Origin of the sequence: Streptomyces pilosus, assembly GCF_014649835.1 — a bacterium.
Lineage (GTDB): Bacteria > Actinomycetota > Actinomycetes > Streptomycetales > Streptomycetaceae > Streptomyces > Streptomyces pilosus.
On the sequence record NZ_BMTU01000008.1, the window covers coordinates 265,630 to 290,584 of the forward strand.

Here is a 24,955-nt window from a genome sequence, read left to right on the forward strand (position 1 = left end):
CATTCACCCCTGTTCGCTTTCATCCGTACGTACTGTCCCGAGGGGCGGCAGTCCGAGGATCTCCCGGAACCGGGCGGCGAGGCGCGCGACCGTCCGGGGGTCCGTCCCCTCCGCCGCCAGCAGGTCGGCGAGCCGGCGCACCGCGTCGCGGTACGCCTCCGCCGCGTACCGCCAGTCCGTGAGCACGGAGTCCGCGTCGCCCGGCAGGAGCAGCCCGAGGGCCGTGTCCCACGCCCGGACGGCGTCCGGGGCCGGGGTCGCGGTCTCGAAGGCCGTGAACGCCGAGCGCCAGATCCGGCGCGACACCGCGGCCGCGACGGCGTCGAGGGCGTCCGGCCACGGGCCGGGGCGGTCCAGTAGCAGCCGTACCTGGTCGAGCGGTGGCAGTCCGCTGCCCCGGACGCCTCCGCCGAGTTGCGCCTCGACGTCCATTCCGGGAGTGATCCCGATGCCCGCGTCCCTCAGTTCGGCCAGGGTGACGAGCTCGGCGCCGGTGAACCCCGGCGGGTTGCCGGGCAGGTCGTCCACGCTCACCCGGCCGGCGATCCACCGGCGCCGGGCCTCCTCGGACGGCGGCGTCTGGAGCGGGGTGTCGTCACCGGCCGTGATGACGTCGGGGGCGGCGGGGCCGGGGGGCCGGGCCGCGGGTCCGGGCGTGGACGCGGGCTCGGGTGGGGACGCGGGCTCGGGCGCGGGCGTGGGCTCGGGCGGGCGGGTTTGTGACCAGTGGGTGCCCGGGTCGTCCTGGGGTGAGGTCAGGACGAGGAGGCTCTCGTCCACCGCCGGCCGCCGGTCGAGGAGCCGGAGGGGCCGCGTCGGCAGCCACACCGTCCGGGCGGCGCCCGTCCGGGCGGCGATCGCCTCGGCCAGGCCGGTGTCGCCCGCCCTCATCCCGACGGGGACGACCGTGACGTCCCGGTCCAGCCGCGCCAGGACGGGGTCGTGGGAGAGCAGTTCGGCGATCTCCTCGTAGGGCACGGGGCGGGTGGTGCCGTCCGGCCAGGGCATGTCGACCTGTCCCGGGGCGGTGCCGCTCATGTCCAGTACGTATCCACCGGGGTGGTCGCTCCTTCCGGCACCCTTCCGGTGCCAGGGCGCCAGGGCCCCGCGGCTGTCGCCCAGGCCGCCGTCGGGTGAGATCACGTAACGGTCCGCCCACACGCGGCTGGGGGCGGGCCTCCCCGTCCAGCTGCGGCCGGCCTTCGTCCCGTTCACGGAGGTGATGAGGGTGCGGTCGTCCAGCGCGCCGTTGCGTTCGAGGTCGTACGCGGCGAGCGCGGTGGGGTCGTGGGCGTCGCGGCCGAGGGCCGCCGCCGTGGCCGCCGTCCGGAGGAGGTCCGTCCGCAGGGTCTCGTCCCGCGGGTCCTCGCCGGTGGGCAGGTGGAGCACCTTCGTCGTCAGGGCGTCGGGGTCGGGGTGGCTCTCCACGCTCTCCACGGCCTGGATCGTGGCCCACAGCGCGTTCTGCCGGTCGGCCGCGGTGACGTGCGCCGACGGGCTCAGTCCCAGCACCTGGCGGGTCCACCGCTCCGGATCGTGGCGGCCGATCAGTTCGCGGGCCCGGTCCACGGCGGGCAGGGGGACGAAGTCGGGCAGCGTGGACCGGGGGTGGGCGGACAGGCGCGCCGACGCGGCCTCCAGCATCGTCCGTACGGCGTCGGGGTCCGGCGGCGCGGGCCGGGTGCCGCGGGCGGTCGTCAGGCCGTGGTGCGCGCGGGTGACCCGGCCGAGCAGGTCGAGCGTCAGCTCCCCGTACTCCCGCAGGTTCCCGTCCCCGCGGCGCATGACCTCCAGGGCGCCGATGCCGCGCAGCAGTCGGCGGTACGTGCCGGCCGGATCGTCCCTGTCCTCCTCCACGTCGACGCCGAACGTCGACCGGAGGGCGCGGACCAGTCGCAGTGCCGTGTCCCGGGCCATGGCCGGGGTGAGGTCCGGGGAGGTGCCCAGACCGGCCTGGGCGGCCAGGGTGTCGAGTTCGTCCGGGGTCGGTTCGGGGCGCAGCCTCACCATGTCCACCGGGTCGAGCGCCGGGGTGGTGCCGATGCCGTGGTCGTACAGCTTTCCCTTCGCGTAACGGCTCAGGTGCTCCCTGTCCGGGGCGTAGACGTCGCGCCGTGTCGCGTTGGAGACGTCCTGGGCCGCCGACGAGACGGCGAGCGGGTCGGGGACGAACGGGCGGCTCCGCTTCAGGGCGGCGGCGGTGTGCCCCTCCGGTCCGCTCCCCCAGCAGGACAGGAACACGATGGGGGTGTCCCGGTCCTGCCGGGACACGCTGGGGCGCCGCCGGAGGTAGCCGCCGGTTTCCCTGCCCCGGACCGGAACGTTGTTCTGGAACATGTTCTCGACCATGAGGGTCTGCCCCGGCAGGCCGTGGACCAGGAAGAAGTAGGGCTTGCGGCCCTTCCACGGCACCGGCCGGGGGTTCCCGACCGGCTCACCGGTGACCGGGTCGTAGACGGACCACTCCGTCGACCGGGTCAGCTGCTGGAGCCACGGCTCGCGCCGGAGCAGGTCCGAGCCGTTGACCACCGCGCGGCCGACGGGCCGGCCCTCGTCGGTGAGGGTGACCGACTTGACGTCCGCGTCCCGCAGGGTCTTCCCGTCGATCGTGCGCAGGACGGCTTCCCCGGGCTCCGGCCGTCCCTCCTCCGGCAGCCCCAGGTCGCCGGGGTCACTGGCGATCCACGCGCCCACCGGCTCACCCATCGGCTCACCCGCCGACTCGCCCATCGACTCGTCGCCGAGGAACCGGTCGTCGGTCACCTCGACGCGGTGCCGGCCGGTGTCGGGGTGCGGCTTCAGGGCGACCTCGCCGCTGTGCGACCACAGCGTCCGGTCCGTCCGGGCCGCGGCCCTGCGCGGCAGGTCCAGTCCCATGGCGCCGGCGTTCGGCGAGACGAGGACCACCTCGGCGGTGTCCTCACGGCCCGCCAGTTCCGTGTCCTGCGCCAGCAGTTCGGTGAACTCCTCCGGCGACAGCCGCCACCGCTTGCTGCCGTCCGGCAGGACCAGCCGGACCTTGGTGTGGTCGCCGTCCTTCGTCCCGATCACGTACGGCAGGGGAGCACCGGGCCGGCGTGCCCACGGTGCCGGCCGGGGGTTGCGGTGGTCGCCGTCCACCACGTCGTACGAGGAGACGTCCACGTCCCGGGCGGGCCGGCCCGTCCAGTTCCGGCCCAGCGGGGTGCCGTCGGGTGCGGTCAGGCGGGTGGCGTCGGACAGCAGACCCTGCCGGCCGAGGTGGTACGCGGTCAGTGACGCCGTGCTGGTCGCCCGGCCGGCGGCCATCGCCTCGGCCGTCAGCTCGTACAGCCGGCGTACGCGGTGCGACAGGTCGTCGGCGTCGAAGCGCACCGGGGCGGGAGGGGACTCCGTGGACTCGCCGTCCGTATCGCTGTCCGAGTCGCTGTCCGAGTGGGGGTCGTCCCCGGGGTTGTCGTCGAGGTGCAGGACTTTCCCGGCGAGCCGGTCCGGGCCGGTGAAGTAGTCCGGCCGGGCGAAGTCCTCCGGGCTGAGTTCCGCCAGCCGGGCGACGGCCTCCGACAGGGGGGAACGGTCCACCGTGACGACCGCCTGCCGCCGTGCTGCCCGCCCGGTGGCGCCGTCGATCGGGCCGACGGCGCCGATGTCCCGGCCGCCGCTCTCCGTGACGATCGTGAAGTCCTCGGCCCGGACCGTGCCGCCGCGTACCTCCGCGACGTCGCGCACGGCCTGTTCGTCGAGCTCCAGCCGGCGCCGGATCTCCTCGAGGAGGAGGTCGCGCACGGCGTCCGCCCGTTGCCGGCCGACCGTCCCGGCATGCTCGACGGCGTCACCGGACAGCGCGAAGCGCGGGCCGTTGCTGTAACCGGTGACCGTGATCGTGGGGAGCCGGAGGCCCGCCCTGAGGTCCCGCAGGCCGGACAGCACGACCCGCTCGGCCAGCTCGGCGAGTCGGCGGCGCTGGTCCGGATCGGTGATGTCCCGGTGGCGGTACGCGAAGGCGACCCGGGACCGGGACGAGGGCGGCGCCGGGGCGGGCCCGGCGGGTCCGGCGTCGTCCGGCACCGCCACGTTGTCGGCCTCGTCGTTGTCGGGGTCGAGGTCGTTGTCGGGGTCGGGGTCGGCGTCGGGGCCCGACAGCGACACCGTGTCCGTCGGGGCCGGGGTGACGGTGGAGGCCGGCGGTGCGGCGGGGGCGGTGGGGTCCGCGGCGTCGGAGGGCCGCAGCCGGCCGGTGCGTGCGGCGTGCAGCAGGTGTGCCAGGGAGCCGGCGGTCGGCGACCGGTCCCAGCCCTGCCCGGTGGCGTACCGGCCGACGACGTGCCGGAGCCCGCCCCAGGTGAGCAGGCCGGGATCGGTGTTGCCGGCCGCCTGGAACCGCAGCCTTTCGAGGGCGCCGAAGCCCTCGATCAGCTCGTGGAACTCCGCCTCGCGGGCCGGATCGGAGTCGATGCGCACGCCGTGGGTCTGCCGCAGGGCCCGTACCCAGTGCAGGGCGCGGTCGGTGCGCCCCGGCAGCCCGTCGGGCAGCCCGCCCAGGTCGGCGAGCGCGTCGAGGGCGGCGGTCCCTGGCTCGGGACGGAACTCCTCGACGTGGCCCACGGGGTTGTCGGGGTCGTCGTACACGACCAGGTGCGGCGGCAGACCGCCCTCGGCCTCGCTCGGCGAGATCTGCCGGTCCACGGTGAAGACGGTGCGGCGGGTCTCGTTGGCGACGTACTGGGCGGAGGAGGGATGGGCGAGCAGGTCCTGGTCGGCGCGCGTCATGGACAGCTCGCAGATCAGCAGCCACACCGGCTTGTCGGGGGACAGCGTCTGCATGCTCTTGCGCCGCGCCAGCATCCGGCCCAGCTGCCGGGGGTGGACCGCCTGGTTGGCGCCGGTGCTGCGGCGGGGCACGGTGGTGCGTCCGCTGTCGCCGTGGCCGACGAAGACGTAGGAGCCGGCCAGGCCCCGCGGCAGGGGCAGCGCGCCGCTCTGCTTACCGGCGTACACCCCGGGCAGCCCCTCCATGACATTGCTGTAGTGCTGGATGGCGGACACCACCCGCAGGGCCTCCTCCCGCATCGCCATGTCGTGCGCGTCGAGGAACGCCCGCCCGGTCAGTGTCTGCCCGTCGACCGTGACCAGCGGATACGAGTGGATGTCGGCGTCCGGGAAGACGGTGCCGTTCACGGCCCTGACCGTGGCCGCCGGGTCGTCCGGGACCAGTCCCGGGTCGGCGGGGATCCAGGTCCCCGCCGGATCGCTCCCGGAGGCGGGCGCGGCCAGGACCGGCACCCGGCGGCCGGACGGAGCCGCTTCCAGCCGCAGGTCGCCGTAGGTGAACCAGGCACGGGTGCCGGTGCGGTCGGCGATCACCCGTGCGAGGGCCTCGTTGCGGCCGTCCTCGTCCGCGATCAGGACCACCACGGGCACGTCGGGACGCCGCCCCGGGTCGTGCAGCACCAGTTCGGCGAACTCCTCGTCCGACACCGGTCTGCCGTCCGCCAGGAGCATTCCGTCCGCGTTCCGCTGGGCCACCACCGCGTAGGCGGTGGGTCCCCAGGGCGAGGGGTGGACGCCCTGGGGATCGGCGACCACGTCCATGTGCAGGCTGATGCCGGGACGTCCGGTCCAGTTCCTGCCGTACGGCGCGTTGTCGTCCCCGCTGAGCGCGGACTGCCGCGGGTAGCCCTGCCGGGTCAGCCCGTAGGCGGCGATGGCGTCCAGGCTGCCGCCACGGCCCCGGCGGTGGGCGCTGCTCGCGAGGGTGAGGGCGTCGTAGTGCCGGGCCGCGTCCACCGGTTCGCCCGGGGTCAGGTGCAACAGCGTCCGGGTGACGCCGTCCAGGTCCAGGGCGGTACCGAAGCGGGGGTGCCCGGCGCGCGCCGATTCGATCACGCGCAGCGCGTTGAACAGCCCGGTGCGCAGCTCCTGCGTGAGCGGCTGGAAGCCGAAGGTGGCGTCGACGAGCGCCCGCAGTTCCTGGAGCCGCTGCCGGACCGCGCTTTCGGTCGGCGGCGGTGCGGCGGCGGACCCCACCGCCGGCACCGGGGTGGAGTGCGGCGGCGGCAACGGCGCGGGCGGGTGCGGCTGCGGCGTGTGGGCGCCGGTGGTGCCGTCCCACAGGGCGCGGACGGCCACGTAGGAGTCACCGCCGTCACCCGGGTCGCCCTCGGCGACGTCCCACAGCGCACGGGCGCGGGCCAGCGCCTCGTTCTCGGTGTCGGTGGCCTCGACGGGGTTGACGTCCGCGGGACGCGCCCCGCGGGGGCGGGCCGGTTCGACGCTGCGCGGGTGACGGGGCTCCGGCCGGGGGCCCTCGCCGTACAGCCGGCGCAGCAGGGGGTACAGGGCGGGCTGGCGGGTGCGCACCCACTCCGGTCCCGCGTTGTTGCGGGGCAGCCCGGTGTAGGGGTCGTCGCCGCCGTTGGCCATGAGGTAGACGTTGCTGAGCTGGGCGAAGAACTCGAGCTCGTTGCGGCTGCTGTAGTTGGGGGCGCTGCGGCGGCCGTCGGCGTCGTAGCCGTAGAGGGGGCCGTCGGGCCAGTTGCCCGCCTCGCCGGCCCGGGTGGTGGTGCGGAAGGTGTTGGTGATGCGCTGCCGGTCGACCGGGTCCAGACCGTGCAGGTGGATGGTGTGGGCGAATTCGTGCAGGGTGGTCGAGTAGCCGTCGGGATAGGCGGACATGCCGGTGCCGACGGTGGTGCGCTCGCCGAGCAGGTTCTCCTCGGTGACGGCCGCGGTGCGCGTGCCGACACCGCGGACGTCGTCCCAGGGGCGGCCGTCGCCGGTGACGGCGCCCCGCAGGAAGCGGAAGGCGTCCAGGGAGGTCAGGGCCTCGCGCCTGGGCACCACCAGGACCCGTGAGCCGCCCTTGAGCAGCCGGGCCGCGACGTCGGGGTCCTGCAGCATCCGGGCGACCTGGGCACGGGCCCGGTCGCCGGCGGAGACGGGCTGCTCGGCCCCGTCGGGCACCTGGGTCATGAGACGCGCCGCGACCGAGGCGAACTCGGCCGGGGTGAGTCCGGCGCTCAGGGCGTCCACCAGCGCGGGATCGGCGGCCAGCCGTTCGCGGTCCGCGGGCGACAGCGACGCCAGCGCCGCGTCACGGTCGGCGGCGGACAGGCCGGGCAGCCGTGCGGCGAGGGCCCGGACCGGGTCCGCGGTCACCTCCGGACGGGCCCTCAGCCCGTCGGCGAGCGCGGTCAGTTCGGCGCGCAGCGCGGGCAGGTCGGCGTCGGTGACGCCGAGGGTGCTCCAGGTCTCCTCGTGGCGGACGAGGGCGTCGCGGTCCAGGGCGGCGGAGTCGAGCAGTTCGCTGAGCCGTACGGCGAGGGAGGGGGCCGCGCCGGCGGGCCGCGCGGAACGGTAGGCGTCCTCGCGCGCGAGGACCTGCGTGACCGTACGGGGGTTGCCGGAGGGGGTGCGGTGCAGCGCCCACAGCAGGTCGAGGAGGTCGCGTCCGCGCAGCTCCGGGTCGGTCCCGGTGGCCAGGGCGAGGGCGGCGTCGGCCAGGGAGTCCGCGGGTGCCGGCACGGTGAAACCGTCGGCCGTGACCGTGCCGGAGGCCGGCCGGTCCACCGCCGTGACCGTGAGGTCGACGCCGTTCACCGACAGGTCGAGCACCCGGCCGCCGCCCGTGCGGGATTGGACCCGCACCGACGCTCCGGGCAGCTCCCGCTCCAGCGCCGCGCGGATCCCGTCGACGGCGGGCAGGGCGGCCGCGGGCAGCTGGAACTCCACGGTGCCCAGGGGCCGGGGCAGGCCGGACTGCACCCGGCCGCGGGCGGCTCCGGACAGCACCACCGGGTGGCCGAGGTCGTGCAGCACGGCGCCGACCCGGCGGGCGACGTCCAGCTTGCCGGTGTCGTCGCCGGACGGCGTGACCGGCGTGACCGGCGTGGCCGAGGGGGCCGGCGCGGCCGAGGGCGCCGGAACACCGCGGTCGGCCGCGGGGGCGGTGGGCGCCGACGGCGGAGGCGGGGGTGCGGGCGCCGGTGGAGGCGGGGGGACGGTCGCGGCGGTCTTCACCTGGTCGGTGCGGACCGCGACGCCCAGCCGGGCGCTGAACAGGGCCGCCACGTTGGTCAGCCAGCCGGCGGCCTCCGCCGCGTCCAGACCCGGGCGGACCGTCTCGCTCATGTAGCGGCCCGACTTGTCGTTCACCACCCAGGAACGCAGTTCCTCGCTCCAGCGGAACTCGCCGGACACCCGGCTGCGGCCCGGCAGCGTCCGGCCGGCGTTCTCCTCGCCGGGGGCGACGTGACCTGCGGCGATGCCGGTGTGGCCCAGCCCGTCCAGCGCCTCGCGCAGCGCATCCGCCGTCAGGCCGGGGTCCTTCTCCCGCATGCCCGCCAGCAGCGCGTCGAACTGCTCCGGCGTGACGATCCCGCTCAGGTCCTCCGTGCCCAGGATCACCCGCCCGTCATCGGTGACCGTGTACAGCCATACGGCGTCGCGGTTGCCGGTGATCAGCAGGTCCGGGTCGGCCTCGTCCAACGGCACCCACAGCGGGTTGAGCCGTATGTCGCCGTCCTGGTCGCGTTCCTCGTCCTTGACGCGCTTCGGGAGGACCGAGCCGCCGAACCGGTCGCGGGCCGCGGCGTCGCTGCCGTCGTAGTGGTCGACGCCGTTGTAGTAGACCTCCGTCTGCCGCGTGGCGTTGTCGGGCCCAGCGCCGCCGACCCGCCGGGCGCCCGACGGGAAGGACCGCACCACGTCGACCCACAGGTCGAACGCGTGCGCGAGAAGGGGCAGGAAGATCTCTCCCTCGGGTGTCCCCCAGCGGTGTTCCCAGTTGACGACGGCGTCCATGAGCCTGGGCAGTTCCGTGTCGTCCAGCGGCGCGGTGCTCTGCGTGTAGGCGGTGGCGAGCAGGCGGGCCAGTGCGCGGTCGTCGAGGTCGCCGGGCGCCGGCAGCAGGCCGTGCCGCTCGAGGTGCTCGAACATCTGGCGCGGGCTCAGGTCCCCGGCCTCCGCCTCCAGTACGGCCCTGGCGTCCTCCGGGGAGACCTCCGGGCCGGTGGGACGCGACGCCATGCGGGCATCGACGTACCGGGTCAGCAGGTCGGCGGGGTCGAGGGCCTCGGGTACGGGGACGTGCCGGACGCCGTGGTGGGCGAGGAGGGCCAGCATCCCGGCCCGGTTCATTCCCCGGACGCGCGTCTCGAACTCGTCGGCGACCGTCTGCCGGAACTGGCCGACGATCTGCGGGTGCAGCCGCCCCCCGCTGCGGCCCACGTAGTCCTCCACGTGGGACCGCACGGCGCGGAGCGCGGCCCGGGAAGGGCCGGCCCCAGTGCCGGCCCCGGCCTGCCGGCGCAGTTCGCCGCGTACCGCGCCGGGGTCGCCGAGCCAGTCGTACGCGGCGCGGTCGGTGGCGGCGAGGCCGCCCAGACGGCTGCGGATGTGCACGGGGTCGCCGGCCAGGAAGGAGTACAGGAGGCACTCGCCCGTGCCGGGCACCGGCACCCGGCGGCCCCTCGCCCGGCCGCTGTCGCTCTCCGGCTCGGGTCCCTTCTTGCCGTCCCCCTGAGGCGGAACGTTCGGCGGCCGGGACGCCGGTTCCCCGGCCTTCGCCTTCGGCGCCGGGGGCTGCGTGACCTCCGGCTGGGACTTCGTGCCCTTCGGCGGCAGCGGGTCCGTGCCCTTCGGCGCCGGGAGCTGCGTGTCCTTCGGCAGGCTCTGCGTGCCCTTCGGCGACTGCGACTCCGCACCCTTCGGCAACGGGTCCCCACCCTCCGGCAGCGGCGGGACGGTCGGCAGCGCCAGTTGGTAGTGGTGGTCGTCGAGGCTCAGGACCACGTGTGCGCCGGAGTGGGGGGAGGTGCCGACGAGTGCCTGGAGGTCGCCGGTGCCCGCCGGGTCCCCGGGAGCGAAGTCCTGGAAGGTGCCGTCGCTCCCGACCACCGTGACGCGCACGCCGAAGGTGCGTGCGGCGAGCAGCGGGAGCAGGTCGGACGCGGCGTGGTTCCAGCCCGCCTCGGAGGGTGCGTCGCCCCGGCGGAGGAGCTGGGTGATCGCCAGTTCGGCCCGTACCTCGGGCGTCAGGTCGGCGGAGTGCGGCATCAGCCCGCCGAGGCCGTCGAACTCCCGGCGTGCGGGGGTGTCCGTTCCGAGGTCCAGGCCCGCCGCGGCGATCTCCTCCGCGCTGAAGGTGTCGGTGTGGTCGGGGGTGACGGCGGCCAGCAGCTCCTTGTCGGCGTGGTCGGTGAGCCAGGAGGCCATCCTCCTGCGCAGGTCGGACATCGCCCGTGGATCGGCGGGGTCGATGCCCCGCGCGGCCGGCAGTCCCGGGGCGGCGCGTTCGAGGCCGAGGGCGAGTGCGCGGAAAAAGGCGTCGCCGTCCCTGGGCACGTCCTGGAGCGTGTACGTCTCGCCGGTGGGTGACGTCAGGACGGTGTGCGGTGCCGTACCGGTCCTGGTGTAGCGGGGCGGGGCCGGGGGCCTGGCCATGGGCGTCTTGGGCGGGGCCTGGTAGGTCACCCCGGGCGGCTCGGCGAGACCGTCCAGCTCCTCCCGGCCCTCCTCGGTGGCCGCGAGCCGGTGCCAGCGGGTGAGCTGGTCCGCCCCGGCCCGTACCCGGTGGTATTCCGCCGCGGCCTCCTCCGCCGTGTCCTTGAGCGCGTCCAGCTCGGCGCGCCGGGTGTCGAATGCGTCGCGTGCCCTGTCCCGGCGGGCGGTGGCCTCGTCGAGGGCCCGGTCGGGCGCTCGCGCGGACAGCAGGGCCGCGTCGAGCCGCCCGTCGGCCAACGCCTTCTCGGTGCGCGCGGTCTCCAGCCGCAGGTCGGCCGCCTTCCGCAGTTTCCCGGCGGCCTCTTCCGCGTCCGCCAGGCGGGCCAGGGCGGCGTCCTGCTCGTCCCGCAGGAGCTCCGCCCAGCCGTCGTGCTCGGGTGCGGTGCCGTACTCGTCGTCGGTGAAGGCGTCGGCCTCGGCCCGCGCGGCGGCCACGCTCGCGTCCGCGATCCCGTGGTCCCGGCGGGCGTCGGCCTCGGCCTGTGCCAGGGCCCTGTCCGCGTCCTCGACGCCCGTCCGGGCGAGGTCGACCGGGCGTGCCGCCGCGCGGGCGACGCCGGCGGCCTCGTCGAGGGCGGTCTGCGCGGCGTCGAGGTCCGCGCGCAGCCCGCCGGAGGCGCGCCGCTTCTTCCAGTAGGCCTTGTCCGCGTCGACCCACGCCTTGCTCGCGCTCTCGACCGCGTCCCACGCCTTCGAGACGCGCTCGGGGAAGTTCGTGTCGGTGATGATCCGCAGGTCGCGGGCGACGTCCTCCCGGATCCAGGTGACGACGTACGCCTCGGACTCCATCGCCTGGGGACCGGACCGGGCCTTGGCGAAGGTCCCGCCCCGGATCCGGTTGGCGAGCCTGGAGTCCACGATGCCGCGGTGCACGTCGCCGACGCCGATCCAGGTGGCCGGGACGGCGAACAGGAAGGACCGGCCCGTCTTGGGCTTGAGGTTGCGGGAGGTCAGGTGGTCGTCCCCGACCGGCATGACGTCACCGTCGAGGTCGTTGGGGCCGGGGCCGAAGGCGCCGATCTGGTTGAGGCCCGCGTTGTGGGGAGAGTCGTACAGGAAACCGCCGCCGAGGCCCGAGGACTGGCTGTGCTCGACGGACGACGACGTGCCGGCGTTGTCCCCGTACCGTCTGAGCACCTCCAGCTTCTTGCCGTCGGCGACCGTCAGCAGCAGCGCGCGGCTGAAGTCGGGCGCCGAGCGCAGTGACAGTCGTCCGGTGTCGGTGCCCACGAGGGACTTCTCGGTCAGCCCCGCCACCTGGTAGCCGTCCGGTTCGGTGGTGCGCGGGAAGAACGCCGTGACCGCCGTGGAACTGGTGCCGTCCTCCAGTGCCTGCGCCGAGCCGGTGCCCAGGCGGGTCAGCCCGGTCTCCCTGGTTCTGCGCAGGAGGTCGGTGAGGGCGTCGTCGTCGGGACCGTCCTCGGCCTCCAGGGCCCGGAGGGAGAAGCCGGCGTCGTACGCCTTCGTGAGGAGGAGGTCGCCGGCCATGCGGATGTTCTCGATACCGATGATCCCGCGGGGGTGCATGCCGTTCTCGGGGAAGGCGAACCGGCGCGTGACGCCGTCCCCGTCCCGGACCGTCAGTTTCTCCTCCACCCCGGAGAGCGGCACCGGTCGGGGCGGACCGGCGAGGGCGGGGTCGGCCGCCGGGTCGGGCGCGGGCAGCAGCCGGCCGGTCCCGGAGGTGCCGGTCGCGTCCGCCCCCGCCGGTGACGGCGTCGGCTCCATCAGGCTGAGCGGCACGTGCTCGCGCAGCTCGCCGGCGTCGTCCTCCTCGACAATGCTCAGCCGGCCCCGGAAGCGGTCGAAGGCCGTGGACTCCGCCTCCTCCAGGTCCGGGTCGGCCGGCCCGCCGGTGTGGGGGGTGTCGTCGGCCTCCAGGGTGATGCGCATCCGGTACGGGGTGACGACCTCCGCGTGCGGTTCGGTGGACGCCGCCCGGTAGATGGTGACGGTGGTGACCGTGTGACTCGACGCGACCGTCTTCCGGTTCGAGCCGCTCTCGGTGTACGTGGGTCCGGCGGCCGGGACCTGGGGGTTGCCGGTGTACACCGCCTGGCTGGTCAGGAAGCCCAGGTCCGCGCCGGCCGAGAACTCGGAGTTCTGCTGGGCGGTCTCGATCGCCCGCCGGTTCTCCTCCAGTTCGGCGCTGTGGTCGAGCCCGTCGAACACGGGCGTTCCGGGGATCAGTTCGACGCGTGCCCGCACCCGCCGGCTGCCGATCCGGACGCTGTCCCAGCCCCAGCCGCCTGCCTTGACCAGCGTCGACGGGCCGGTGGTCGTCATCTCCCCCTTGAGCGCCCGGGTGGCACGGCCCGTCACCAGCTGCCGGATCCGCTCCCGGCTCGCGTCGTCGAGTCCCAGTTTCCCGATCCGCTGGTCGAACGCGAGCAGCACGTCCGTGGGGTCCAGCGCGTTCACCGCGTACGTGCCGAAGGAGGCGCCGCGCATCCAGGGCTGCGGTGTCCAGATCCGGCCGGTGTAGCGGGGGACGTCGCCCAGCCCGTCGTCGATCAGCCCCATCCGGTGGGCACTCTTCTCCGGCAGGTGCCCGAGCAGACCGCCCGGGCTGGTCAGTGCGGTCCCCGCGGCCCCGGCGAGGGAACGCGGCACGAGGGCGCTGCCCGCCGCGGCCGTTCCGACGCGGCCGGTGCCCAGCCGGCTGGAGAGCAGCGCGAACCAGTGCTGCACATCGCCGGCCACGAGCACCTGGTGGGTGAATCCCTTGCGGTTCATGTCCGCGACGACGGTGCGGACGACGCTGAGACTGTAAGTGCCGGTCCTCGAAATGGGGTTGGCGACGATTCCGTACGCGCCCATGAGTCCGTGCCCCGGATTCTGTGCGACGGAGTAGATCAGCTGGCCGCCGAAGACGAAGCCGGTGCTGTTGCTGGTCTTGCCGGCCGCCTGGCGGGTGCCGCCGAGCGTCATCTCGGTGTCCATGGACATCGGCGGGGTGAGGGCGCGCAGGTTCCCGGCCGTCGTGGTGTACCGGAAGGTTCCCCACAGCTCGCCGTACGGTCCCTTGCCCAGCAGGCCGCTGCCCACCAGGCCCAGCGGGCCCGAACTCTGGTCGAAGCTCGACGTCAGATGCTGGGGGGTGAAGGTGCGGACGATGGCGTCCCGGGTGGGGGCGCCCTCCTTCACCAGCTGCCAGGCGCTGCCCGACGCCGTCCGCAGGACCCGGTCCACCTCCGCGGTCAGCGTGGGCGACACCACCACGTTCACGATGACGAACGGGTGCTGCCGGAACTCCTTGAACTGCGGTGTCCCGCGGTCGGCGAGCCGTCCGGCGGGCTGCTGCGCGCCGAATCCCGCGGGCAGGACGAGGTCGCCCTTCGCCAGGGCGAGGGCCCGCTCGGTGGTCAGGGACGTGGGTGCGGGTTCGTCGGACAGGTACGGGTTGAGCGCCCCGTCCGCGTGCGGGTCCGCGTCGGGCGTGTGCTGTACGGGGACACCGATGAGCACCTGTCCGGTCATCGGGCCGCCGCCCCGCAGGTGGCCCCGCGGTGTCCGGCCGAAGAGCACGTTGACCGGTTCGTCCAGCACCAGCAGTCCCGGCAGTCCGAGGCCGAGACCGCGGATCAGGCCGCGGGGCCGCCAGTAGCCGCTCAGGCTCGCGGTGAGGGCGAGGTCGTAGCGGTACAGGTGGGTGGGCTGGTTGGTCACCGACATCGGCTCGTTGGTGACCGTCGAGCCGAAGGAGGTCTCCGACTCCCACTGCCGGCCCTGGCGGGCGCCGACGGTCAGCCCGAGCGTGTTCCGGGGCAGGCCCGCCATCTCGTCGACGTTGTTGTCACGGCCCGAGAACGTGCCCTCGAAGCCCAGGTCCACGCCTCGTTTCACGCTCGTCTGGCCGTCGATCCGGTCGACGCCCTGGGCGCTGAAGCGCATGCCCTCGTCGACGTCCTTGCCCTCGTAGCGGCGCCCGGTCAGCGTCCCGTGCACGCGGAGGGTGTAGTAGACCGTCCCGACGGAGTCGGGGTCCGTGAGCCTGACCGGCAGGCCGACCGTGGTGAGCGCCTCCAGGTTCGCGGTGACGTTCTGCTGGGACAGCACGCCGAGGATCTGCAGGGTGTTCTGGAGCGCGATCCGGTAGGTGACGGGATCGGTCCACCGGGGCGGCACGGGCAGGGCCTGCGCCGCCCGGAGCACCTCGTCGGGCTCGCGCCTGAGCAGGTCGTTGAAGCGGGTGCGCCAGCCCTTCGGCAGGTTCGGCGGCAGCAGCTGGTCGAGGGGCACCACCAGGTCCTGGTTCAGGTTCGAGACGGCGTCGACCACGCCGTCGGCGAACGCGTCCAGCAGGGTGCGGCCGACGCCGTCCGCCGCGTCCGGGGTGACCCGGGTGCGCAGGCCGTCGTCGAAGGTGAACTCCTTCACCCGGTGCATGCCCAGGGTGCGCGGACGGTCCACGGTCAGATAGGCCGGTACGAACGGCGGTGCGGCGCCGTTGCGCAGGGCGAGTGTGGTCCCGTCGTCCCACCCGGCCAGCCGCCGCGCCTCGGAGCTGGTCATCCGGTCCAGGCTCCAGGTGAGGAAGCGCGTCGGCGGCGCGTTGTCACCGGCCCGCCTCACCCGCACCGACTTCACGACCAGGTAGAGCGCGGTCCTGGGGCCCTTCACCTGCCCGGCCGACTTGAGGGTGCCGGCCGCGCCGAGTCCGACCGACCAGGTCTTCGCGTACGAGTACTGGGCGGTCGGCCCGAACTGGAGCCGCAGGTCGAAGGGGGCCGTGCCGGGATCGAAGAAGTTGAAGGCGGGTCCGGCGACGGCCTGCAGCAGCAGGCTCCTGCCGTCGGCCCGGCTCCGTTCGCTGCGAACCGTCGAGGTGTTGATGTCCCGCATCTCGGCCTGGTCGGTCTCGCCGACGAGGATCGCCGTCCGCGGGATCAGCTCCTCCACGACGAAGACGCCCAGCGGTGACTTCTTCCTGTCGTCGGCGAACAGCGGCGGGGTGGTGATGCGGCCGCGCGCCATCGTGCCGCCGTGCCGCTGGAAGCTGTCGCCGGAGAAGAAGACGTCCAGCTCGGTGTAGGCGGAGCTGCCGGGGAGGGCTCCGATCTGCCGGGCCGCCCAGTCGCGGATCGCCGCGACGGGGCCGAACCCCTCGATACGGACGAAGCGGTACTGGGAGTCGCGGTCCAGGGTGATCGACCGGGGGATCCGGCCCGGCTTCGGGATCTTCGTCACGCTGTCGGGCAGGCGGACCAGAAGGCCCTTGCGGACGCCGAAGGAGAACCGGGCGGGCACGGCCGGGTCGGTCCCGGGCTCGGGGGCGGCGCCGGGATCGGGGGCGGTGCCCGGCTCCGGGTCGATGCCCGTGACGACCCGTCCGGCGGGGTCGGTGACGCGGATCTCGTAGTGGATGTCGTCCAGGAACGCCCGCGACTTGTCCAGCGTCCGGGTCTCCATCTGGTTCATGCGCTGGTCGGTCAGGGTGTAGCCGACCTTGTTGATGAAGCCGAACCGCAGGGCGAGCCGGCCGAAGCCGCCGAACGCCGCGGCGCCCGCCGGGCCGATCGGCCCGCCGAGGCCGTACTGCGAGTTGGCCTGCATGTTCTTGGTCAGCCCGAAGGTCGCGGCCGCCCGGTGCATGCTGTCGATCTTCGTCGAGTCACCGATGCCGTCGTCGAACGGGGCCCAGTTGCCGTGGTGCCGCGCCCTGACCCACAGGACGCGCGCCTTCCCGTCCGCGTTGACGTACGGAAAGGGGCGCCCCTCGCCGTCCGCCAGCGTCTTCGGCTTGTCCCGGAGCGTCCGCCGGACGTCGTCCAGCAGCTGTGTGCGGTCCGCGGGCCGGGCGTCCGGCCTGCGCTCCAGTTCGCGGTCGATGGCGTCCAGGGCCTGTTCGGTGCCGCGCAGGAGGACCGTGCTCTGACCGAACGTGCTCGGGTTGGCGAGGAGTTGTTCGATCTCCGCGGCGGTCAGGTCGGACGGCAGCAGCGACCGGAGGTCGTCGACGTACGCGGGCATCCGCCGGCCGTCCTGGAACCGGGCCGGGGCGCGGCGGCCCGGCGGGGGCGCCATGGCGGGGTCGAGGCGCGGGGCGTCCGGGGACGTCGGGGCCGGCCCGGTGGTCGAGGTGACGAGGGCCGTCGTCGGGTCCGGGGGCGGGGGCGGGCCGGGAGGAGTGACGGTTTCGTTCCCGGTCGTGGCCGTGGCCGTGGTGGGTGACAGGTGGGCGTCCGCCGGGGACGCGGAGGCCGGCCGGGCGGCCGACCAGTCGTCGGCCTGCTGACGACGGCCGTCGGCCATGGGCAGCAGGGAGAGGACGTGCGGCAGCGACGGGTCGCTCTGGGCGAGCAGGCCCACGGGCCCCGGTGAGGTCCACACACCACGGCCGGTCCCGGCGCCGACGAGGGCTCGCCGGTCGGTGACCTGCGGATCCGTCGGGGTCGGGTTCGGGGTAGGGGTCATGGAGGCGAGGACGATGTCGGCCGTGCGCGGGAACCCGTTCAGCGCCGGGTCCACCGCGAGCAGTTCGGCGATCTCCTCGTAGGGGACCTCGGCGCGGAATCCGCCGGGCAGCTCCATGGTGAGGTGGTCAGGACCGGCCTCGCCCCGTAGCAGGAACGGGGCGGGCTCGGTGGTGTCGGTGGTCCACGGCATCTTCGCCCGGCGCAGCGGACGGTGGCCGCCGTCCGGTGTCGCCGCCATGACGAGGGCGGTGCCGACGTCCACCGCCGCACTCGGCGGACCCTGCGCCCAGCTCCGGCCGGCCGGGGCGCCCGAGTCGTCGAGCAGCAGGGTGTCCGGGGCGAGGGCGCCCAGGGTCTCCAGGTGGAAGGCGCCCAGGGCGACCGGGTCGTCCACGTCGACGCCGACGGCCGCCGCGCGCGCGACCAGGTCCAGGAGGTCGGGCAGCCGGGACGGGTCCGGCCGGTCCAGGTGCAGCACCCTGCCGGTGAGGGCGCCCGGGTCGGGGGTCCGGCTCTCCCACTCCAGGGTCCTCACGGTCGCCCAGAAGAACCGGGCCCGCTCGGGCGCCCCGATGACCACCCGGTCCGGGTCCAGCCCCAGGACGTGGGCGGCCTCGGTGTTCACGTCCTCGTCCGTGAGACCGTCCAGCCCCTCGGCCACGGTGGTCACGTGCGGCAGGGTCACGAAGCCGGTGAGCACGGCGCCGGGGTTCAGGCGCACGGCGTCGGCGGCCCTGGCCAGCAGGTCCCGGTAGGCGTCGGGTCCCGGCTCGCCGTCCACCTCGCCGTGTTCCGTCGCGCGGATCTCGCGGGCCGCGCGCTCGAACAGGTCCATGGAGAACGGCACGGTGTCGCGCAGCACCGGGTCGGCGGCACGCAGGGACTCCAGCGCGCCGATCCCCGCGAGGAGTTCGCCGTAGTGGCCGTCGTCCTCGATCGCCGCCCCGAACGTCAGCCGCAGCGCGCGCACCAGCCGCAGCGTCCGCTCGCGGACCTCCTCCGGAGCCGGCCCCACCGGGTCGGTGTGCAGGCCCGCCGCGCGGGCGCGGTCGTCGAGCGCGGCGTCGGCGGGTTCCGGCCGGTGCTCCACCCACTGGCCGCGCCGGCCCCGCGAATACGTGAGGATGTAGTGGGCGACCCGGCCGTCCTTCCCGTATCTGAAGCCGACCTCCTGGGTCGCGCCGTAGACGGTCCGGCCGGTTGCGTTGGCCGCGTGCTGGCTCTGGCTGACGTCGGACAGCGGGTCGGGGACGAACGTGTCCGTGACCAGCTTGCGCCTGCGGGTGAGGCCCGGCGGTGTCGCGGAGAAGCACTCCTGCAGCACGACGGCGTGGTCCCTGGGGAGCCGTGCGAGGCTCGGGCGGCGCCTGAGCATGCCGCCCGTCGCTCCCTCCCGCTTCCGGTGGCGGGGGTTGGACCGGGTCGGCAGCGCCGTCTCGCCGGGAGAGCCGTGCGCGGCGAAGACGTACACCGGCTTGCCGGCGAACGGGACGGGCCGGTCGTCCTTGGCCCACGTCCCGTCCTGCCGGTTGACGTGGTAGAGCTCGGTCGCCGTGGCGGAGTGCCGGATCCCCGGCAGCAGTCGCACGCGTTCGCCGTCCTCGAACACGGCTCTGCCGATCGGCCCCTGGTCGGTGACGATGGTGTGGGACCGCAGGTCCTGTTCCCAGAAGGGCGCGTGGGCGGACTCCGCGGGGTCGGGCAGCAGGCCGGGAGAGCTGCGGATCCAGTCGGTGCGGTCACTGCCCCGGCCGCTCCGCAGCGGCACGACGTACGGGTGGGAGGCGTTCCGGTCCGGGCCTTCGGCGATGTCCACGTCCCCGTCGGCCGACCAGACGTCCCTGCCGGTGCGGTCCGCCGCCCGCCGCGGCAGTTCCAGGCCTCCTCCGCCGGCGTCGGAGACGAGCAGCAGCACCGGCACGTCCGCCGGGAGTCCGCTCAGCTCGGTGTCGAGGGCGAGCAGTTCGGCGAACACGTCGAGGGGCACCTCGCGCGGGGCGCCGTCGTGGCCGCGCACGACGACGTGGTCACGGTCGCCGTCCGCCCGCACGACGTAGGGTTCCGGTCCGCCGGGCCGGTGCCAGGGCGCGGGCTCCACCTCGTCGCGTGGCAGGGTGCCGTCGGTCCGGGGTCCGGTCCTTCCCGTACGGGTGAGGTCCAGGCCGTCGGTTCCGCCCTTGCCCCGGGTCCAGTCGCGGCCGCGGGGGCGCCCGTCGAGGCCGGTGGTCATGGCGTGGGTGGGTGACAGCACGCCCTGGCGGTGGAGGTGGAGCGCGGCGAGGGCGGCCAGACCGCCCGCCGGCTCCGCCGGCTGTGCCGTGGCCAGCCCCAGCAGCCGGCCGCGCTGCACGTCGGTCACCGGATCGGCGTGGTCCAGGAGCAGGACCCGGCGGGCCACGGCGTCCAGGTCGAGCGGGCCGGACTCCAGCAGGGGGTCGTTCCGGCGGAGCCGGTCGAGGCGTGCGAGCCCTTCGCGGAAGTCCGGGTACAGGGGGTTCGACGTGACGGCGGGACCGTAGAGGTCCGCCAGCAGTTCCCGGTACCGGGCTTCCTCGGGGGTGAGCTCCTCCGCCCGGTCCCCGTCCACGCCGTCGTCCTGGCGGTCCGACAACGGGGTGTCGGGGCCGTCCAGCACGCCGTCCAGGTTCGGCAGCGGCGTGTCGAGGCCCCCGACCGGTCCGGGGTCGAGGAGGTCGGCGAGGGCGGCGGGCGGCCCGGGCGGGGCCTCGGTCACGTGGCGGTCCGCGAAGGTGACGTCGTCCACCCCGGTGTCGCCGGTGCCGGACGCGGTGAGGTCGCCGGGCCGGACGGCTGCCCAGTCGGCCGCCGCGGGACGCCCCGGCGCGCTGGGCAGCAGGGAGGGGACGTACGGCCGGAACGGCCCGGTCGGGGCCAGGCTCACGCTGCCCTGCGAGGCCCATACGGTACGGCCGGTCCCGGCGCCGACGACGGCCCGCGGATCGGTGTCCGCAGTGCCGCCGGCCGGTCCGGTGGGGGCCGGTCCGGTGGGGGCCGGTCCGGTGGGGGCCGGTCCGGTGGCGGCCGGTCCGGTGGCGGCCGGTCCGGTGGCGGCCGGTCCGGTGGCGGCCGGTCCGGTGGCGGCCGGGGCCGCCTTCGGGACGGCCAGGACGACGTCCGTGGTCTCCTGCGGGCGGGTGTTGAGCACCGGGTCGCGGGCCAGCAGCTCGGCGACCTCGTCGTAGGGGACCCGGGCGCGGAAGCCGCCGGGCAGGGTCATGAGGAGGTGGTCCCGGCCGCCGCCCGCCCACACCAGGTAGGCCGGTGATCCGCCGGGGGCGCTCCACGGGGGGCGTTCCTGGCCCACGGCCCGGTAGCCGCCGCCCTGCTGCGGGGCGGCGACGACGACACGGTCGGTGAGCGTGGTCGTGGCCGCGTCCGGCGGGGACGGGGACCAGCGCCGCCCGGTCGGCACGCCGCCCGGGTCGAGCAGCAGGGTCTGCGGCGCGAGGGCGCCCAGGGTCTCCAGGTGGAACGCGCCCAGTTCGGTCGGGTTGTCCACGTCGACGCCGACGGCCGCCGCCTGGGCGACCAGGTCGAGCAGCTCGGGCCGCCGGGCCGGGTCGGGCCGGTCCAGGTGCAGGATCCTGCCGGTGAGGGCGTCCGGGTCGGGGACCCGGCTCTCCCACTCCAGGGCTTTCACCGTCGCCCAGAACAGCCGGGCCCGCTCGGCGTCCCCGACGGCCGCCGGACCCCCGGGGAGCCGCAGGACGCGGGCGGCCTCGGTGTCCAGGTCCTGGTCCGGGAGACCGCCGAGACGCCGCGCGGCGGCGGTGACATGGGGCAGGGCGACGAAGTCGGAGAGTACGGTGCCCGGCCGCCCGCGCACGGTGTCGGTGGCCCGGACGAGCAGGTCGCGGTAGGCGTCGGCGCCCCGGTCGCCCGGCCGGACCGCGTGGGCCGCGCGTTCGAACAGGTCCATGGAGAAGGGGCCGAGGTCGCGCAGGGCCGGATCGGCCGCCCGCATGGCCTCCAGCGCGCCGACTCCGGCGAGGAGTTCGCCGTACCGGCTGTCGTCCTCGATCGCCGCGCCGAAGGCCAGCCGCAGCGCGCGGACCAGCCGCAGGGTCCGTTCGCGGGTGGCGTCCGTGACCGGCCGCCCGGGGTCCGTGTGCAGGCCCGCGGCGCGGGCGCGGTCGTCGAGCAGGGCGCCGGCGGGTTCCGGCCGGTGCTCCACCCACTGGCCGCGCCGCCCCCGCGAGTCCGTGTAGAGGCGGTGGACGAACGTGCCGTCCGGCAGCGTCGCGAAGCTGACCATGTGGGTGCCGCCGTACGCCGTGCGGCCGGTCTCGTTGGCGACGTGCTGGCTCTCGCTGACGACCGCCAGCGGGTCGGGGACGAAGGTGTCGTCGATGCCCCTGCGGGTGCGGACCACGCCCGGCGGCCCGGCACTCGAGCACGCCTCCATCAGCACGGCGTGGTCCTCGGGGAGCTGCGCCAGGCTCGGACGCCGCCTGAGCATCCGGCCGGTCTCCCGCTGGTGGGTGTGGTGCCTCGGGTCCGTCGTGGTCGGCACCCGGGTCGCGCCGGGCCGGGCGTGGGCGCTGAAGACGTACACCGGCTTGCCGGCGAACGGGACCGGTTCGTCGTCCTTGACCGCGTCCTTGGTGACCGGGTTGTAGTGCCACAGCTCCGACGACTCCGTCGCGAGCTTCAGCGCCGCGATCCGGCGCGGGGCCTCGGAGCCCTCGAACACGCCTCTGCCGATGGTCACGCCCCCGTCGCCGACGACGCTGTGCGACAGCACGTCGCGCTCCCACTCCGGGGCGTTCTCGCGCTCCGCCGGGTCGAGCACCTGGCCGGGGGTGCTGCGGATCCAGTCGGCGCGCGGCAGCCCCTCCCCGAACAGCAGGGAGACGACGTGCGGCTGCGACGGGTCGCGCTGCGGGGACACCTTCACGGTGCCGTTGGCCGACCAGACCTCCCGGCCGACCCGGTCCGCCGCCCGGCGCGGCAGGTCCAGGCCGCGGGCACCGGCGTCGGGGACGAGCAGCACCACGGGGGTGTCCGGGGGCAGCCCGGCCAGCCGGGGGTCGCGGGCCAGCAGTTCGGCGAACACGTCGATCGGCACCTGACGCGGGGCGCCGTCGTAGCCGCGTACGACGATCCGCCGGTGGTCGCCCTCCGCCATGACGACGTACGGCTTCGGCTCGCCGGGCCGGTGCCAGGGCGCGGGCTCGACGCCGCCGCGGCCCAGGGTGCCGTCGGGCTGCCGGACCACCTTGCCCACCTCGGTGAGGTCGAGGTCGGGGATCGCGGCGTTCGTCCAGTTGCGGCCCAGGACGCCGCCGTCGTCCGCGGTCAGCGCCTGGGTGGGGGACAGGACGCCGCGGAGCTCCAGGTGGAAGGCGGCCAGGGCGGCCAGGCTGCCCGCCGACTCCACCGCCGGGTCCATCGCCACCCGGAACAGCTCGCCGCGCTGTGCGTGGGTCACCGGATGGGCGGTGTCCAGGAGCAGCACCTGGCGGGTCAGGGCGTCCAGGTCGAGCGGGCCGTCGCGGAGCGCGGGAACGGACTGCCGGAGCTGGTCGAGGTGCGCGAGGGTGTCGCGGAGGGCGGGGTGGACGGGGTTCGCCCCGATGCCGGGGCCGAACACGTCCGTCAGCAGCCGGTCGTACAGCGACTCGGTGGCCGGGTCCGGCTCGGGCTCGATCCCGAACTCGCTCCCGGAGCCGTCCTGGTCGTCCTCCCAGTCCAGGATCATGTCGACCGAGTCCGGGGAACCCGGATCGGAGGATTCCCCGGCCGGGGCCTCGGCCGGCGCCCGGGAGCTGAGCGGTGTCCCGTCGACGGTGACGGGTTGGGCGGGCGGCATCTCGCGGGAGACGACCGGGGCGGGCTCCGCCGTGGAGCCGGCGGTGACCGGCAGCTCCTCCGACTCCGTCCGCACGGGCCGGTGGGGCTGCGGGACGTCGGGCGTGGCCCGGGTCTCGGCTGCCTTCGGCACCGTGGAGGACGGCTGGGACCGCTCGGACTCCTCGGGCGCGGGGGTTCGGACGTCGTCCGGGGCGTCCGTGTCCGCGTCCGTGTCCGCGTTCGCGGCCGACGGCTCGGCGGTGACCGTCGGGTCGCCGGACGGTTCGGTCTGGGACCGTGGCTGCGGGATGGCGTTCGGCGAGGCCTGACCCGGGGGCGTGGTGGCCGACGGGGTGGGTGGGGTGGGGGTCGCGAGGGGCGCCTGGGGGTCCTGCTGCTGTTGCCGCTCCTCGGGGGTGAACCGGGTCGTGCCGTCGTCCGTCGACCGCTGCCGCTCGGTCCCGTCCGGCGTGAAGTCGCTGCTGCCGCCACCCGGCCGGGCCGGGAGCGGTTCCGGGGCGGCGGAGCCGACGGTGGCGGGCCTGTTGACCGGCAGGGTGTCGTCCGTGCCGGCGGTCCAGTCGGTCCCCGGGTTCCTCGTCACCGACAGGGTGAGCGTGGAGAAGACGGTGTCGGTGTCGGTGTCCGGGTCGTCCACGAGGGAGTCCCGGTAGGCGTCGTCGTACGCGTTGGTGTGGGACGAGAGGGAGGAGACGGACGAGACGTCACTGGTGTCGCTGGTGTCGCTGAGGACCGACGCGCTGTCGCTGATGTCGCTGACGTAGGAGTCGGAGTCGTCGCCGTACGTGTCGTCGTAGGTGTTCCGGTACGTGCTTCCGTCGTCGTACGTGGTGTCGTACCGGTTCTCGTACTCGTACCGGCCGGTGCTTCCGTTCCCGTACCGGTCGCCGCCGCCGCCCGGCAGGTCGTTGATGTCGCCGGGGCCGAAGCCGAGGTCCTGGAAGAACTTGTTGTTCAGCCATTTCCCGCCGTACTCCGCGCCCGTGGAGGCCGCTTCGAAGAGGAGGCCGCTCAGGCCGGCGCTGAGGAACGTGCCGGGGTTGAGCGTGAACGTGCCCAGGAAGATCAAGCCGGTGAAGGCCTCGGCGAAGGTCTCCGCCTGCCCCTCGTTGAGGAAGCTGAACGGGAGCTCGGAGGCCTCCTTCCAGAAGGTGTCGTTCTTGAAGTACTTGTTGATGAACCTTCCGCCGACCTCACCGAAGATGCTCCCGAAGAGTCCCGCGAACGCGCCGGCGACCGCCGACTGGCCGATGTCCGTCCAGTCGAACTGGTGGCGCCGGCGCTCCGGGTCGTCCGGCGCGGTCATGGAGATCAGCTGCGAGGCGAAGGAGACGAACGCCTCCTGGATCGCCTCCAGCAGCACCGACAGCGGGGTGGGGATGGCGTGCCCCAGCCGCTGGAGGAGCAGCAGGATGGTGAGCGCGGTGCGCGCCTTCTGGATGGCGATCTCGGTGAGCGACGTACCGCCGGTGAAGACGGCCAGCGCGGCGATCAGGGCCAGCTCGATGTTCATCAGGATGAACTCGAGGAGGATCTGGTACTTCGCCTCGGACAGCTTGATGGAGCGGTCGATCTGCCGGGAGCCGAGCTCCCGGAGTTCGTCGGAGAACTTCTGCAGGTGGTTCTGGCCGTCATCGTCGACGAAGAGCTTCATCGCGGCGACGAACTCGCCGGCGATCCGCGGCGGGAGCGAGTTCCCGGCGGTGGAGATCGCTCCCTTCATCGCGTCGGACAGGTCCCTGACGTCGTCGGCCAGCCGTTTGTAGGGGTTACGGCTGTCGAAGCCCAGGTCCTCGTTGCCGGTGGCGACGTTCGCGCCCACCCAGACCTCGATGAACTCCCGCAGGGCCGGCGGGAACATGATGGCCATTCAGCGCCTGATCTCGCTCTCCGAGCCGTGCGCCTCGATGTCCTCCACGGCCTGGGTCTGCGGCCGCTGCACGTGGTCGGCCTCCGCGGCGACCGCGTCGACCAGCGCCATGAACCCGCTGGTGATGGCGAGAACCGTGTCCGTCACCTGCTGCTGTTCGCGCCGGACCTGCTCGCCGACCGCGTTGGCGAACTCGTCGTCGCCGCCCTCCTCGCCCCACCAGCCCGCGTACCGGGCGTTGCCGGTCTCGAACCGGGGCAGCATCTCGTCGCCGTGGCGCACGGCGTCGGCGAGGTGCCTGGAGCCCTGCAGAATCGCCTGGATGTCGGCGGAGTAGTTGCCGGCCATG

Annotated in this window: 2 protein-coding genes; both read right to left on the reverse strand. The window is 74.6% G+C overall.

The window, feature by feature from the left end; genetic code table 11:
• Positions 1-3 precede the first annotated feature (3 nt).
• Positions 4-24,606 carry a lonely Cys domain-containing protein gene (locus tag IE118_RS21625; protein ID WP_189559626.1) on the reverse strand — a complete coding sequence of 8,201 codons (24,603 nt, stop codon included), beginning with the start codon at positions 24,604-24,606 and terminating at the stop codon, positions 4-6.
• Complete coding sequence (locus tag IE118_RS21630; RefSeq protein ID WP_189559627.1) at positions 24,607-24,954, reverse strand: hypothetical protein; 348 nt, start codon at positions 24,952-24,954, stop codon at positions 24,607-24,609. It abuts the gene before it with no gap.
• Position 24,955: the final 1 nt, after the last annotated feature.